A 14829-nucleotide genomic window follows, 5' to 3' on the forward strand; every position below is an offset into this window, starting at 1 on the left:
GAACACCATGCGCAGCATCGAGCACTGGATCGACGGCAAGCCGACACAACCCCTGTCGGGCCGCACCGCCTCCGTCTGGAATCCCGCCACCGGCCAGCCGCAGGCCACGGTGCCGCTGGCCAGCTCCGCAGAGGTCGACACGGCTGTCGCCGCCGCGGCGCAGGCGTGGCTCTCGTGGCGGGAGACCTCGCTGACCGCCCGGACGAAGGTGCTCTTCGCCTTCCGCGACCTGGTCGAGAAGCACACCGACGACCTGGCCCGCATGATCACCGCCGAGCACGGCAAGGTCCTCGACGACGCACGTGGAGAGGTGACCCGTGGCCGGGAGGTCATCGACTTCGCCTGCGGCATCCCGCAGCTGCTCAAGGGCAGCTACTCCGACCAGGTGTCCAACGGCGTCGACTCGTACACGTTCCGGCAGTCGCTCGGCGTGTGCGTCGGTATCACGCCATTCAACTTCCCCATCATGGTCCCCCTGTGGATGCACCCGATCGCCATCGCCTGCGGCAACTCCTTCATCCTCAAACCCAGCGAGCGTGACCCCTCCCCGTCGAACCTGATCGCCGAGCTGTACGCCGAGGCCGGGCTGCCGGCCGGCGTGTTCAACGTGGTTCACGGGGACAAGGAGGCCGTCGACCGGCTGCTCGACCATCCCGACACCGCCGCGGTGTCCTTCGTCGGTTCCACGCCGGTCGCACGCTACGTCCACCAGCGGGCCAGCGCCTCGGGCAAGCGGGTCCAGGCACTCGGTGGCGCCAAGAACCACGCCGTCGTGCTTCCCGACGCCGATCTCGCCGACGCCGCCAGGCAGATCACCGCCGCGGCGTACGGCTCGGCCGGGCAACGGTGCATGGCGATCTCCGCCGTGGTCGCGGTCGGCTCCGCCGCCGATGAGCTCGTGTCCCTGCTCACCGAGCAGGCACGGCGCGTACGCGTCGGACCTGGGGACGCGGAGAGCAGCGAGATGGGACCGGTCATCACCGCCGAGGCCCGCGACCGGATCACCGGGTACGTCACCCGGGCCGCCGAGGCGGGCGTCCCCCTGGTCGTCGACGGGCGTGAGGCACCCGTCCGCGACGGTTTCTTCGTCGGCCCGACCCTGTTCGACACGGTCAGCACCGACGCCGAGGTGTACCGCGACGAGGTGTTCGGACCCGTGCTGGTCGTCGTACGCGCCGCAAACTTCGACGATGCCGTGCGCATCGTCAACGCGAGCGAGTACGGCAACGGCGTCGCGCTGTTCACCGGAAGTGGGGCGGCGGCACGCCGGTTCGCCCGTGCGGTGACCGTCGGCATGGTGGGCGTCAACGTGCCCGTCCCGGTGCCGATGGCCTACCACTCGTTCGGCGGCTGGAAGAACTCCCTGTTCGGTGACACCCACGTGCACGGCCCCGAGGGCGTCAACTTCTACACCCGGGGAAAGGTCGTCACGACCCGGTGGCCCAGTGGAGCCCCCTCGGCGGTCAGCCTGAGCTTCCCCACCACGAGCTGACGGCTCCCGACCGGGGACGACGGTGCCGCTGCTGACGTGGACGGCCCCGGGTTTGCGCTATCGGGGTGAACGGGACAGCAGCAGGGACGCGGCGTCGTCGTCTCCGGCGTGGATCATCGCCGCGGCGCGGCCCGGCGTGCAGCCGTACTCGCGGACGAAGGCGGAGATGAAGGCGGACGGGCTGGCGTACCCGATGCGGCGGGCGACCTCGCCGACCGGTCGGGTACGCAGCAGCGTCAGCGACGCGCGCAGCCGCAGGCCGGTCCGCCACTGCGAGTACGACATGCCGAACTCGCGGGCGAAGTCGCGTTGCAGCGTCTTGACGCTGACGTGCAGCCGCTCGGCCCACTCGTCGAGGCGGGTGGGGTCGCCGGGGTCGTTCGCCAGCGCCGTGGCGACCGTCACCGCGACGCCCGAGCCAGCGGCCTGCCCGTCATCGGCCGGGTGGGAACGGGGGTCGAGCCCGGCCATGATCCGTCTGCGGGCCTCGGGCGCGCCGCGCTCGTCGTACTCCCGGTCGGCGATCGTCAGGACGAGTTCCGCCGCTTCGACGTCGATGCGGACGGCACCGGCCCGGAGGCCGTCGAGGGCGGTGGGCACCTCGCGCAGGCAGATCCGGTAGACGGTCTGCCGGTCCGCCGCGTGCACCTCGTGGGTCACCGCCCGCTGGACCCAGAAGGCCTCGCCCGGGCCGATGAAGGTCACGCCCCGGTCGTGGCGGGCGGAGAGCACGCCGTCCGGCGACCAGTAGAGCTGGTGCAGGAAGTCCTGCCGGTTCTCGCCGAACGCCAGGCGGGCCGCCGAGCGGTATCTCAGGACGAGGATCCCGTCGGGCCGGCCGAGACCGTAGCCGAACTCCTCGCAGCTCACGGGATCCGCCGCGAGTGGGGCCGCGACAGTCACGCTCTGACCTCTCCTCGACATGGGTTGACCTCTCGTCGACATCCCGAAAGCGACAGTAAGGGTAGCCTAAGCTTTGCAGCCCAGCGGGGCTGCCACCCCTGTAGTCCCTCGAAGGAACAGTAGATGTCCGTACGACAGCACTGGCGTCCGGCCGTCGCCGCAGCCCTGGCACTCGCCGTGGTGACCGGTTGCGGATCCGGCTCCGAGCCCGCCGCCAAGTCCGACGGCGGCTCCGGAACCCGCGTCTTCTCCGCCGACAACGGCGAGATCAAGATCCCCACCGCCCCCGAGCGCGTGGTCGCCACCGGCTATGCGGTGCCGGCCCTCATCGAGGCGGACGCCGCCCTGGTGGGAGTCTCGACCTGGAAGCGCGGCCTGGCGATGATGACCGAGCAGGACCGCGCCACCTACGACCGGCTGCCCAAGATCGCGGGAGAGTCGGCCGCCGAGACCAACTACGAGGCCATCGCCGCCGCCAAGCCGGACCTCATCGTGATCGGTGTGCCGAAGCCGGTGCTCGCCGACGTCGACCTGAAGCGCCTCGAGAGCATCGCGCCCGTCGTGGCGATCGGCCCGACGGTTCCGGACGCCTGGCGCGAGCTGTCCCGCCGCCAGGCCGACGCCGCCGGACGCACCGAGCACTTCGAGGCGGCCAAGGACGCGTACGAGAAGAAGGCCGCAGAGCTGAAGGCCAAGTACGGCACCGCGCTCGCCAGCCTGAAGTTCGGGCACCTGGGCGCCTACGGGGACATCTCCAAGGGCACGTTCCACCGGGAGTTCGCCAAGTCGTGGGGCACCAACATCGCGCAGGACGTCGGCGTGACCTACTACGGCGAGGTCAAGAAGAAGGGCGGCGGCGGACTCGACGTGACCGAGTATCCCTCGCTCGAGGAGCTGCCGGAGAGCCTCGGTGAGGCCGACGCCATCACGTACACGCTCCAGCCCGACGGCACCCCGGCCGAGGCGGTGAAGCAGGTGATCGACTCCGCGTTGTGGAAGAACCTGCCGGCGGTCAAGGCCGGCCGGGTCTTTCCGCTGCAGTACACGGAGGCGGCGACGTACGAGTCGGCCCTGAAGTCCCTCGACTCGATCGACAAGGCGTTCACGCCACTGCTCAACCGATGACCGTCGACCGCCGCGACCCGGCTGCCCGGGTCGCGGCCCACCACCACACGGGCAGCGGCACCACGCGGATCGGGTATCCGATCGGGGTACGTAACGTCCGGGTCCTCGCCCGGCAGCAGTTGACCCCACGGATGCTGCGACTGACCCTCGGCGGCCCGGCCCTCGCCGGTTTCCACACCTACCAGGCGGACGACCACGTCAAGATCGTCTTCCCCGACCCGGACGGCACCCGTCGCGATCCCGTCCCGAACGCGGACGGGATGCTCGACTGGCCGCGCCCGCTGCCCACCACCCGCAAGTACACGGTGCGACGGTACGACGCCGCCGGTGAGATCGACCTGGACTTCGTGCTGCACGACGGCGGCGTCGCCTCGACCTGGGCGGCCTCGGCGGCGGTGGGCGAAGACGTCACGATCGCCGGCCCACCCGGAGCGAAGGCGTTCCCGCACCACTACGACCACTACGTCTTCGCGGTCGACACCACCGCCCTGCCGGCCGTCGGCCGGTGGCTGGAGCACTCCCCCGCCGACGTGTCGGCCCACGTCGTGGTCGAGATCGACGACGTTGCGGAACGGGGCTACCCGCTGGCGCCGCGCGACGGGGTGGCGGTGACCTGGCTCACCCGCGAGGGTGCCCGCTCGGCGCTGGCGGAGACGGTGCAGTCGCTGCGCCTCCCGGCCGGGCGGAGTTTCCTCTTCGCGGCCGGCGAGGCGACCGACGTCAAGCCGCTGCGCGCCTGGAGCAGGGAGCACATCGACTCGCTGATCACCGGATACTGGAAACGCGGAGTTGCCGGGCTTGAAGACTGATCCGTCCCGCCGCACGGCCCTCCTGCTCGTGTCCGTCGCGCTGCTCGTCATCGCGGCGGGCGCGAGCATGGCCGTGGGTGCCCGGTCCGTCGCGGTGGCCGAGGTCTGGCGGGCCCTCACCGACTTCGCCGGCACCACCGACCACCTCGTCGTACGCGACATCCGGCTGCCCCGCACGATCCTCGGCGTCTGCGTCGGCGCCGCCCTCGGCGCGGCCGGCGTGCTGATCCAGACGCTGACCCGCAACCCGCTGGCCGAGCCGGGCATCCTCGGCGTGACCGCCGGGGCCGGCTTCGCGATCAACCTTGGTGTCCTGGCGGGCGTAGCCGGGTCACAGGCCGGACAGCTCGTGCTCGCGGTCGCCGGCTCCGCCCTCGCCGCGGTCGTGGTCTACGCCGTCGGACGGACCTCGCCGCTGCGGTTGGTCCTCGCCGGCGTCGCCCTGAGCTGGGTCCTGATGGGCGTTTCGCTCGGTCTGCGGCTGACCTTCCCCGACGTCTTCGACCGGTACCGGTTCTGGTCGGTGGGGGCGCTGGCCGGCACCGAGCAGACGCCGTTGGTCGTGCCCGTGCTGGTGACCGTGGCCGCCCTGGTCGCCGCGATGGCCGCGACCGGGCCGCTGAACGCCCTGGCCCTCGGCGAGCACGTCGCCCACTCACTCGGCGCCCACGTGACGCGGATCCGGGTCACCGTCCTGGTGCTCGTCACCCTGCTCACCGGTGTCGCCACCGCCGTCGCGGGGCCGATCGCGTTCATCGGCCTCATGGTTCCGCACCTGGCCCGGCGGCTGGCCGTCGACTCGGTTCCGTGGATCATGGCGTACTCGATGCTGCTCGGTCCGGTCCTGCTGCTCGTCGCCGACATCGGCTCGCGGGTCCTGCTGCCCACCGGCGAGGTCCCGGTCGCGATCGTCACGGCGTTCCTGGGTGGCCCGGTGCTGATCTGGGCCGTCCGTCGCTATGGTGCGGGGGCGCTGTGAGCACGGTGACGCTGCGGGCGGGGCCGGTCGTGGTCCGGGTCGAACGGCGTACGGTCGCCGTGTCGTCGGGGCTCGTCGCGGTCGCGGCGGTCCTCGCCCTGGTGGCCCTCTGCTACGGGCAGGCCTGGGCCAGCCCGGCGGAGGTGTTCACCGCCCTGGCCTCCGGCGGCGGCGAGTCGGGTTTCGTGATCAGGGAGTGGCGGTTGCCGCGGGTGACCGCGGCGCTGGTCTTCGGCGCCTCCCTGGGTCTCGCCGGAGCGATCTTCCAGAACCTGACCCGCAACGCGCTGGGCAGCCCCGACGTCATCGGACTCGACGCGGGCGCCTACACCGGCGCCCTGGTGGCGATCACGATGCTGAACGGCACCGCCGGGCAGCTCGCGGCGGGCTCGGTGACGGGTGGACTGCTGGCTGCGGCGGTGATCTACCTGCTGTCGCTGGACTCCGGGCTCAGCGGCCTCCGGCTGATCGTCATCGGAATCGCCGTCAACGCGATGCTCACCGCCCTGAACTCCTGGATCGTGCTGCGGGCCGAGCTCGATGTGGCACTCGCCGCGACCGGCTGGAACGCCGGCTCGCTCAACGGCATCGACTGGGCCGAGGTGCGGCTGCCGTTCGCCATCGTCGCCCTGCTCGTGCTGCTGCTCGTCGTGCTCTCGAACGCCATGCACCAGGCGGCACTGGGCGACGAGATCGCCCGCACCACCGGCGTGCGCCTGGGTCGGCTCCGGCTGCTGATGGTCCTTACCGGCGTGGGCTGCACCGCCACCGTGACCGCGGTCGCCGGGCCGGTCGTGTTCATCGCCCTCGCCGCGCCCCAGATCGGCCGGCGGCTCGCCCGGGCCGCCGGCGTGCCCCTGGCCCCGGCGGCGCTGACCGGAGCGGTGCTGCTCCTGGCCGCCGACCTCGTCGCCCAACTGCTGTTGGCGCCGGTCGCGCTGCCGGTCGGCGTGGTCACGACGGCGATCGGCGGCTGCTATCTCATCTGGTTGCTCGGCATGGAGGTGAAACGGAGTGGGTAGCCGTCTGACCGCGGAGGACGTCACGCTCGGCTACGGGGAGCGGGTGGTGTCGACGCGGGTGAGCCTGGCCGTGCCGGACGGCGCGTTCACGGCCATCGTGGGGCCGAACGCGTGTGGGAAGTCGACGTTGCTCAAGGCGTTCGTCCGACTGCTCACGCCGTCGTCGGGAACGGTCCGCCTCGACGGCCGGGACGTCTCCGACCACCGCCCGAAGAGGTTCGCGCGACAGGTGGGCTTCCTGCCCCAGGGCCTGGTCGCCCCGGAGAACATCGTCGTCCGGCGGCTCGTGGCCCGGGGCCGTTACCCGCACCAGTCCCTGCTCGCCACCTGGTCGGCCGCGGACGAGGAGGCCGTCCGTTCGGCCATGGCGGTGGCCGGCGTCACCGCCCTGGCCGAACGGCCCGTCGAGGAGTTGTCCGGAGGACAACGACAACGGGTCTGGATCGCGATGGTGCTGGCGCAGGAGACGCCCTACCTGCTGCTCGACGAGCCCACCACGTTCCTCGACATCACCCACCAGTACGAGTTGCTGGCGCTCTTCGCGCGGCTGCGCGACGAGGGCAGGACGATCGTCGCGGTCCTGCACGACATCAACCAGGCCTGCCGTTTCGCCGATCACATCGTGGCGATGAAGGACGGCCGGGTCGTCGCGCAGGGCGCACCGGCCGACGTGGTGGACGCGGCCCTCATGCAGGAGGTCTTCGGCCTGCCGAGCATCGTGATGGCGAACCCGGTGACCGGCACTCCGATGGTGGTGCCGACCGTCTGACGCCCCCTACCGTGCGTTGCGGAGCCTGAGAATGTATGTCGCGGTAAGCGCAACGGCACGGTCCCCGTCATGTGACAGATCCGCGAGGGCACGTGACGCCGTGCTCCCCGGGATATCCGCGAGCGCCTGTGTCAGCCGTCGACGCGCAGACGATTCAACGGTGCCGTTGGCGAGGCAGTCAACGAGCCTGATGGCGATCTGATCCGCCGACACGGGATCACCCGCCAGCACGCTCAGCGCGTCGGCTGCGTCGGCGTCGTTCGCCTCCCCGACGACCATATCGATGAGCGTCGTTACCGCTTCGGCGACTCCACGTGCCCCGAGCGCCAGAGCCGCACTCCTGCGGACCACGATGTCGGAGTTCGTGAGGGCGTCCTGCAGCAGTGCGGTCGCGTCACCGTTCCGAATCTCGGCGATGGACTGGACGGCACGTTTCCGCACCTCGGCTACCGGCGAGCTGAGGCCCTCCGCCAGTAGTGCCAATCCGCCGTCGCCCGATTGCGCCAGAGCCCATCGAAGGGCTCCGGCGACGTTCGGGTCCGTCTCGCTCAACGCTGCCTCGACCAGAGCTTCCACCGGCACCGGAACCTCTACGACTGAGGACAGGGCCGCGCGTTGGCGCTTCCCAGCGCTCTCCGACCCCAATGCCTGGAGGAGTGCGACGATCTGGAGGACGTCCTCCCAGTCTGCGGGTTCCGCGGCACCGGTCCGACGAAGTCGCGTGAGCAGCTCAGTCTCACCCGCGATGCGTTCTCGCGTCCGACGGATGAGGTCGTCGACGAGCTCCGAGGGCGTGAATCCGGGATCATCCAGCGCACGCCCGACTTCACGCAGCGACAGCCCCAATGACCGCAGGCTCTCGATATGGAAGATCCGCCGGATGTCCTCGCTGGAGTACTCTCGATAGCCAGCCTCGGTACGACCCGTGGGCCGCACCAGGCCGAGGGAGTCGTAATGCCTGAGCATGCGGGCGCTGACCCCGGACCGTCGTGCCACCTCACCGATCAACACTGCCTCTCACCCCTCCTGGCTGGTCCTGCCGAGGGCTACGATGCGCTTCGCCTCCTCGATCGCGAACTCGAATCCGGCATCCGGGTTGTGTAACAGCCGTTCCGTGGCGATCGCGTGCTGACGCACGCGAGGATCGGGATCCGCCGTCGCGGCGCGCACGGTCGGCATGATCACCTCACCGAGCGCGATCAGCGCCCGGCTGAGGCTCAACTGCATCTCACGCTCGCCGCGCCCGAGCTGTGTCGCCAACACCTCGGCCAACTCGGGTTCTTCACCTTCGGGCACGAGTACGACGGCTGCTCGCCAGGCGCTCCGCGCCACCTCGTCGTCGGCATCGGTCAAGAGCGCCCGGGTGATCGCCGGCCACGCTTGCCGATCCCCGATCTTGGACAGCGTGTGCAACGCCTGGCTTCGTGCCTGCGCGCGCTCCGAGCGGACCTCATCGATGAGCTTCGGGACCGTCGTCAATGACGAGTGGCGGGTGAGTGCCCACGTGAGCATTTCGCGCACGGAAAAATCGGGCTCGATCGCGCATCGTTCGATGAGCTTGCCGATGAACCGCGGGTCAGGGGTCGTGCCGACCGCCAGCGCTGCCCGCAGCCGCACCGACGAGCTGCTGCTCTCCAGCCCCCGGAGAGCTCGCATCGTGTTCGTGTCCTCTTCCGGCATGGTCATCGGGGCCACCTCCTTGACACAGTGAAGACCTTGTCACTGTGTCAAGGTCAAGCGCGGCCACGCCGTGAAGTGGCCAGGCACCCTCTGCCCACCCGGGGCCCGCCTCGGGTGGCGTCACACCGTGGTCGGGGAGCGGGAGGGTCAGTTCTCCCCCGGCGCCGACGCCTGGACGTACTCCTCGCTCTCGCGTCCTTGCGGGACCACGAGACCGGGCGTGCTCCAGGAACGCCACAGCCGGCTGTACCCGCCCCCCGCCTCCAGCAACTGGCCGTGCGTGCCGTGCTCGGTGATGCGCCCGTGATCCAGGACAACGATGCGGTCCGCGGTGGCCGCCTGGCTGAGCCGGTGGGCGACGATCAGCGTGGTGCGGCCCTCGGTGGCCGCCGTGGCGGCGCGGTCGAGGTCACGCGCACCCGCGCTGCCAGCCTCCGCGGTGGCCTCGTCGAGGACTGCGACGGCGGGGTCGGCGAGGACGAGGCGGGCCAGGGCAAGCTGCTGGGCCTGGGCGGCGGTGAGCTGCCGTCCGCCCTCCCCCACGCTCGTGGCAAGGCCGTCGGGCAGGGTACGGAGCAGGGCGGTGGCGCCGACGAGGTCGAGGGCTGCGGTTATCTCGGCGTCGGTGGCGTCCGGGTCGGCGAGGCGCAGGTCGTCGCCGAGCGTCCCGGCGAAGACGTGCACCTCCTGGCTGATCAGGGCGATCTCGCGACGGACGCGGTGCTCCCCCAGTTGCGCCAGCGGCACGCCGCGCAGGCGCACCGAGCCGCGAGTGGGCGCGATGATTCCGGCGGCGATGCCGGCAAGCGTGCTCTTGCCTGCTCCGCTCGCTCCGACGAGAGCGACGCGTTCCCCGGGTGCGAGACGGAGGACGATGTCCCGCAGCACCACTGGTCCGTCGTCGTAGCAGTGCCGGGTGATGACCATCTCCAGCGCCGCGGGCTCGGGCTCGCCCGGCCCTGCCGTCGCGGACCATTCCCGACGAGCGGGCCCGGGGCCATCGGGGGAAGCGGGGGCGTCGGGGGAAGCGGGGCCGGGCAGTGAGGTGACGCCGACGAGCCGGGCGAGGCTCGCCCCGGCCTGCAGCACGGAGTCCGACTGGAGCAGCAGCAGGCCGATGGGGTTGAAGAGGCGGTGGAAGTAGAGGGCGGCGGTGGTGGCTGCTCCCACGGTAACCAGATCGTCGCGGACCAGCAGGAAACCGGCGAGCAGCACGGCGGCGAGCCCCACGAACTCCGACCGGTTCATCCGCAGCCCAAGACGCGTGTGGAAGTTGAAGATCTCCAACGACAGGTCGCGGGCCACGACAGAGCGCTCGGCGATCCGGGCGACGTGGGCATCCTCCATCCGGTAGGCGCGCACTGTCGCCGACCCACGGAGCGCCCCGGCCATCGCCTGTGCCCGCTCGCCGGTCGCCACCCGCTCGCGCGCGTAGTACGGAACCGAGCGCTTCAGGTACCAGCGCAGCGCCAACGCGTAGGCGGGGGCTGCGGCCAGCCCGGCGAGGCCGAGCCGCCAGTCGAGAGCGAAGAGCCCCGCCGCGGTCAGCACGATGGACAGCAGCGCGCCGAGGAAGGCGGGTCCGCTGGTGCTGATCACATTCGTCGCCACGGCCACGTCGTCGCCGGCGCGGGCCACCAGGTCCCCGGTCCCGGCTCGCTCCAGCGTGGCTGACGGCAGGTGCAGGGCGCGGTCGAGGACCCGCTCCCGCAGCCGCGCCAGCACGGTCTCGCCGAGGCGTGCCGCGACCGCGGCGCCGGCCGCGGTGAGGAGCCCGGCGAGCAACGCCGCGCCCGCGATCACACCCGCCCAGGCCACGATCCGTGGCGTGTCGGACCCGTCGATGACGTCATCGACGAGGCGACCGAGCACCCAGGGTGCGAGGAGCCCGGTCGCGGCCGCGGCGACCAGCAACGTGGCGGCTGCGACGCTGAGCCCGGGCAGCCGGGCGAACTCCGTTCTGAGGGCGGCCCAGGTCTGCCGGGCGGTGGCCGTCGGCAGCAGTTGCCTGGATTCAACGCCGATCGTGGTCGACTCGTCGGTCACCGCAGGACCTCCTCCCGGTAGCGGGCGTCGCTGGCGAGCAGTTGGTCGTGAGAGCCCTCGGCGACGACCCGCCCACGGTCGATCACGGCCACCCGGTGCGTGATCCGCAGCAGAGCCGGACTGTTGGTGATCAGCACGGTGCCGCGGGCCTCCGCCCCGCGAGCCGAGGCCAACCCCTCGGCGACCATCAGCTCGGTCACCGCGTCGACCGCCGTGGTGGGGTTGTGCAGCACCAGTACCGGCGGGTCGGCGGCGAGTGCCCTGGCCAGCCCGATCCGCTGCCGCTGCCCACCGGACAGGTTCGCCCCCCGCTCGGTGAGCAGGCGGTCGACCCCGTGCGGATGCGCGGCGAGCACGTCCTCGGCCGCCGCAGCCCGCACCGCGGCGCGCAGGACCGTCTCGTCGATGCCGGCGTCCGCGGCGAGATTGGCACGCAGCGTCCCCTCGAACAACGCCACGTCATGCTGCTCGACCAGGACCGTGCTGCGCAGGGCGTCGATGTGCAGCTCCTCGGCTGGCACGCCGTCGACGTACAGCGTTCCCCGGTAGTCCTCCCGGGGTACCCGGCCGGACAGCAGCGCGACCAGCGCCTCGGCCTCGCCCGGATCGTAGGCGAGCACGCCCAGGACCTCACCGGCGCCGACCCGCAGGCACACTCCGTCGAGTCCGGCGTACCCGACCGTGTCGAGGGCGAGGCGCGACGGGTCCGGGGCCGGCTGCCCGGCGGTTCCCGGCCGGGTGAGCGGCGGGGCACCGAGGACCCGGGCGACCCGCCCCGCGGAGGCGCGGGCCATGGCGAACACCTGTACGCCGTACCCGAGCGTCTGCACGGGCTCGGCGATGAACTGGGCCAGCCCGACGACGGCGACTAGCTCGCCGATGGTGAGCCGGCCCTGTAGCGCGAGCCAGCCGGCGACGCCGGCGACCGCCGCGAGGAAGAGTCCGTTGACGGTGGTGGTGAGCCCGAGGTGCAGGCCCTTGGTGGTGGCGGCCCGCAGGGTGACCTTGAGGGCGTGACTGCTGGCGACCGCGTACCGGCGTGCGGCGTGTTCCTGTGCGCCGATGCCGCGCAGCACGCGCAGGCCGGAGACGAGGTCCACGGCGAGCGCGGTGGTGGCGGCGAGGGCCTCCTGCTGGGACGCGCTACGCCGGGTGAGCAGCGGCGCCATCCGTTGGAGGGCGACGACCAGCAGCGGCACCCCGATGAGCACCCCGAGCCCGAGCGGAACGTCGACGACGAGCAACGCGACGGCCGCGACGACGAGTGCGGTGAACGCGGCGGCGCAGAACCCCGCGACCCGTACGACGTGGGCGGACAGCTCGGCGTCGGAGGCGGTGACGGACAGCAGCTCGCCGTCACGCATGCCCGAGCGGCGTCCGCGCGGGTCGAGGGCGCTCCCGGCGATCTCGACCCGCAGGGTGTGTGCCTCCTGCTCCACGGCGGCGAACGCCTGGCGGGCGCCGGTTCGATAGGCGAAGGCGAGAACGGTGAAGAGGACGGCGAGACCGCCGAGCGAGAGCAGCAGCGCAGGCACGTCCCCGGTGGCGACCGCGCGGTCGATGATCACGCCGATGGCGACCGGTACGAGGGCCTCGGTGGCCTGATGGACGCAGAGCAGCGCGATGCCGGCCGCCACGCGACCGCGCTGGCGGCGCAGGGCGCGGCGCAGCACCACCCGACCGCTGATCTCATCGCCGGCCATGAGCGTCAGGCCCCTGCGAGAACGAAGGAAAATCTGTACACGAGCTGCGCCCTCCCAGCGATCAAGGGACAGGTTAGCCTGCCCTAATGCCCGGCGACGCCGGGGCCTTGGCGCTGCCCGGCCCGGCCTGCGGTGACGAGCCGCTGGAGCACGCGGTGGTGCGGGACGGCATGCTGCACCCGGCCTCGCACACCGGTGGTGGTCACGGCCATGAACAACGAGTTGAGCAGTGCCTCCTCGACCGAGTCCATAACGGCGGCGAAGAGCGGATCGATCATCGCGTCGGGTAGCGGCTGCTGCGGTTGCGGTGCCGTGGTGAAGGCGATCGCGTAGTCGCCGCTGCCGTTGGTGTACGCCGCACCCACCCGGGACATGGCGAACACGGCCCGGCGGGCGAGCCGGCCGAGCTGACGGGCGTCCACCGGCGCGTCGGTAGCCACGATGATCATGCACGAGTTGCCGGGCGGCTCCTCCCGGTCGTGCTGCGACACCAGTTCGGCAGCGGGCATCGGGACTCCCAGCACGGTGAGGATGCCGCTGAAGTTCGACTGGACGAGGGCGCCGACGGTATGGACGGAGCCGTCGACGCCGACCCGCCGCGACGAGGTGCCGATGCCGGCCTTGAAACCCAGGGCTGTCGTGCCGGTGCCCGCGCCGACGCATCCCTCCGCCGGCAGCCCGGCCGAGGCGTGCTCGACGGCATCGAGCACGTGCTCCTCGGTCACCGGGCGACGGCGGATGTCGGACAGGTGGGCATCGTTGGTCTCCCCGACCAGCGGATTGAACGACACTCCGGCCGGGTCCCGGTCCATCAGGTAGGTGAGCAGGGCGTCCGCGGCGCGGAAGACCGACAGGGTCGCGGTCAGCACGATCGGTGATTCCAGGACACCGAGTTCGTCCACCTGCGTCGAGCCGACGAGCTTCCCGTACCCGTTCCCGACGTACACCGCGGCCGGAAGCGCCGGGTGCCCGGCGCTGAGCCGGCGCGGCACGACGGCGGTGACGCCGGTGTGCAGGTCGGCGCCGTCATCGACGGTGACGTGACCGACCAGGACGTCGGCCACGTCGGTGATGGCGTTGAGCGGGCCGGTCGGCAGGGTACCGACGGCGATGCCGAGGTCCCGTGTCCGGCGTGGTTTCTGGTCCACCGCACTCCTGTCGTCGTGGTCAGCCTGGCACGGTACCCACGATCGTCGGGTCGGTGTACCGGCCCGGTCCAGGTTCGCACCGGCACGACGCCGGGCGGCAGCCGGGACACAGGCAGACTCGCCTATATTCACCCGCAACGTTGTATCGATGTCGAGAAGATCACGAGAAGGGCACAGCGTGACTGGAGAGACAGCGGGGAGGCGGCTGCGAGCACTCGTGACAGCCGTGGCCGTCCTGTGCGGACTTGCGCTCGCACCGGCCCAGCCGGCGTCCGCCCAGGCCGGAGCGATGATCCAGCCGGTTGGCGGGCGGGTCACCGGGGTGCTTTCGAACAGGTGTGGCGGCACCGACAGCGATCACTACGGTGTGGACATCGCGGGAAACAGCGGGATGGCGATCGGCGCCGCCTACACCGGCACTGTCACCTTCGCCGGCTGGACCTCCGGCGGGGGCAACATGGTGACGGTCTCCCACGCCAGCGGTTACCAGACCAGATACCTGCACATGGTGCAGCAGCCCGCGGTCACCGTCGGGCAGCGGGTCGGGCAGGGGCAGGTGCTCGGGTACGTCGGCAGCACCGGCAACTCCACCGGCCCCCACCTGCACTTCGAGATCCGGCGCAACGGCGCGGTGTACAACATCACCCCGGCCTACTCCTGCGGCGGCACGGTCACCAAGGGCGCTGCCATCAACCTGGCGTTCGAGGACCTGACGCCGACCGATGAGGTTCCCGATCGGTTCGCGTTCGTGAACTCGGCCGGCGTGGTGTACGCCAAGGACGGCGCGTACTCGTCGTGGCAGGCCGTCAACGCCGGCGGAGCCACGAAGGTCGTGCTCAGCGGCAACTGGATCGGCTGGCTGCAGGACGGCAACTTCTACGCCAAGGACGGCATCTACGCCCCGTGGCTCACCATCGCCGGAGGCGGACAGGTACGCGACATCGCCATAACCGGCAACCGGTTCGCATTCGTCAACTCCGCCGGCGTCCTGTACGCCAAGGACGGCGCATACTCGTCGTGGCAGGCCGTCAACAGCGGCGGAGCCACCAAAGTCGCACTCAGCGGCAACTGGATCGGCTGGCTGCAGGACGGCAACTTCTACGCCAAGGACGGCATCTACGCCCCGTGGCTCACCATCGCCGGAGGCGGACAG

13 protein-coding genes are annotated in these 14829 nt (G+C 71.4%); 7 read left to right on the plus strand and 6 right to left on the minus strand.

Annotation, left to right across the window (positions count from 1 at the left end):
• Positions 1–7: 7 nt before the first annotated feature.
• Entirely contained in the window at positions 8–1492 is a 1485-nt protein-coding gene (locus ACH4T9_RS24415; protein ID WP_396673664.1) for a CoA-acylating methylmalonate-semialdehyde dehydrogenase, read from the plus strand.
• A 57-nt stretch (positions 1493–1549) separates the two neighbouring features.
• On the opposite strand, the gene ACH4T9_RS24420 is transcribed toward ACH4T9_RS24415, so the two are convergent.
• The gene (locus tag ACH4T9_RS24420) at positions 1550–2395 is read right to left on the minus strand and encodes a helix-turn-helix transcriptional regulator (RefSeq protein WP_396673665.1); all 846 of its coding nucleotides are present in this window, start codon (positions 2393–2395) and stop codon (positions 1550–1552) included.
• Between the two features lie 123 nt (positions 2396–2518).
• Here ACH4T9_RS24420 and ACH4T9_RS24425 point away from each other — a divergent pair, with 123 nt between their 5' ends.
• The 5 genes from ACH4T9_RS24425 to ACH4T9_RS24445 are packed head-to-tail and all read left to right on the plus strand — an operon-like array spanning position 2519 to position 7099.
• Complete coding sequence (locus ACH4T9_RS24425; protein WP_396673666.1) at positions 2519–3520, plus strand: ABC transporter substrate-binding protein; 1002 nt, start codon at positions 2519–2521, stop codon at positions 3518–3520.
• Positions 3517–4329, plus strand: a complete 813-nt coding sequence (locus tag ACH4T9_RS24430) for a siderophore-interacting protein (RefSeq protein ID WP_396673667.1) — start codon at positions 3517–3519, stop codon at positions 4327–4329. The genes ACH4T9_RS24425 and ACH4T9_RS24430 overlap by 4 nt, the downstream gene beginning before the upstream one ends.
• Positions 4319–5308, plus strand: a complete 990-nt coding sequence (locus tag ACH4T9_RS24435) for a FecCD family ABC transporter permease (RefSeq protein WP_396673668.1) — start codon at positions 4319–4321, stop codon at positions 5306–5308. The genes ACH4T9_RS24430 and ACH4T9_RS24435 overlap by 11 nt, the downstream gene beginning before the upstream one ends.
• Positions 5305–6330, plus strand: coding sequence for a FecCD family ABC transporter permease (locus ACH4T9_RS24440; RefSeq protein ID WP_396673669.1), 1026 nt, complete (start codon positions 5305–5307; stop codon positions 6328–6330). The genes ACH4T9_RS24435 and ACH4T9_RS24440 overlap by 4 nt, the downstream gene beginning before the upstream one ends.
• Positions 6323–7099 (plus strand): ABC transporter ATP-binding protein, encoded by a 777-nt coding sequence (locus ACH4T9_RS24445; RefSeq protein ID WP_396673670.1) that lies wholly within the window; start codon positions 6323–6325, stop codon positions 7097–7099. Before ACH4T9_RS24440 ends, ACH4T9_RS24445 begins: the two co-directional genes overlap by 8 nt.
• Positions 7100–7105: 6 nt before the next feature.
• Here ACH4T9_RS24445 and ACH4T9_RS24450 read toward each other — a convergent pair whose 3' ends face one another.
• From ACH4T9_RS24450 to ACH4T9_RS24470, 5 genes are all read right to left on the minus strand, one after another.
• Positions 7106–8110, minus strand: a complete 1005-nt coding sequence (locus ACH4T9_RS24450; protein WP_396673671.1) for a MerR family transcriptional regulator — start codon at positions 8108–8110, stop codon at positions 7106–7108.
• A gap of 6 nt (positions 8111–8116) precedes the next feature.
• On the minus strand, positions 8117–8785 hold the full coding sequence (locus tag ACH4T9_RS24455; protein ID WP_396673672.1) for a HEAT repeat domain-containing protein: 669 nt from the start codon (positions 8783–8785) through the stop codon (positions 8117–8119).
• A 141-nt stretch (positions 8786–8926) separates the two neighbouring features.
• Positions 8927–10825 carry an ABC transporter ATP-binding protein gene (locus tag ACH4T9_RS24460; protein WP_396673673.1) on the minus strand — a complete coding sequence of 633 codons (1899 nt, stop codon included), beginning with the start codon at positions 10823–10825 and terminating at the stop codon, positions 8927–8929.
• Positions 10822–12528, minus strand: coding sequence for an ABC transporter transmembrane domain-containing protein (locus tag ACH4T9_RS24465; RefSeq protein WP_396673674.1), 1707 nt, complete (start codon positions 12526–12528; stop codon positions 10822–10824). Before ACH4T9_RS24465 ends, ACH4T9_RS24460 begins: the two co-directional genes overlap by 4 nt.
• Before the next feature lie 83 nt (positions 12529–12611).
• Positions 12612–13676 (minus strand): P1 family peptidase, encoded by a 1065-nt coding sequence (locus ACH4T9_RS24470; RefSeq protein ID WP_396673675.1) that lies wholly within the window; start codon positions 13674–13676, stop codon positions 12612–12614.
• A gap of 367 nt (positions 13677–14043) precedes the next feature.
• Between ACH4T9_RS24470 and ACH4T9_RS24475 the strand changes: the two genes are divergently transcribed.
• Positions 14044–14829 (plus strand): M23 family metallopeptidase (locus ACH4T9_RS24475; RefSeq protein WP_396686861.1); only part of this gene is annotated, 786 nt, incomplete at its 3' end.

The sequence above is a fragment of the Micromonospora sp. NPDC020750 genome, assembly GCF_044334565.1.
Classification (GTDB): domain Bacteria; phylum Actinomycetota; class Actinomycetes; order Mycobacteriales; family Micromonosporaceae; genus Micromonospora.

Coding starts and splice junctions, on each gene's coding strand:
- ACH4T9_RS24455 (WP_396673672.1), bottom strand. CDS start 8,785: ATGACCATGCCGGAAGAGGACACGAACACGATGCGAGCTCTCCGGGGG.
- ACH4T9_RS24430 (WP_396673667.1), top strand. CDS start 3,517: ATGACCGTCGACCGCCGCGACCCGGCTGCCCGGGTCGCGGCCCACCAC.
- ACH4T9_RS24425 (WP_396673666.1), top strand. CDS start 2,519: ATGTCCGTACGACAGCACTGGCGTCCGGCCGTCGCCGCAGCCCTGGCA.
- ACH4T9_RS24415 (WP_396673664.1), top strand. CDS start 8: ATGCGCAGCATCGAGCACTGGATCGACGGCAAGCCGACACAACCCCTG.
- ACH4T9_RS24465 (WP_396673674.1), bottom strand. CDS start 12,528: ATGGCCGGCGATGAGATCAGCGGTCGGGTGGTGCTGCGCCGCGCCCTG.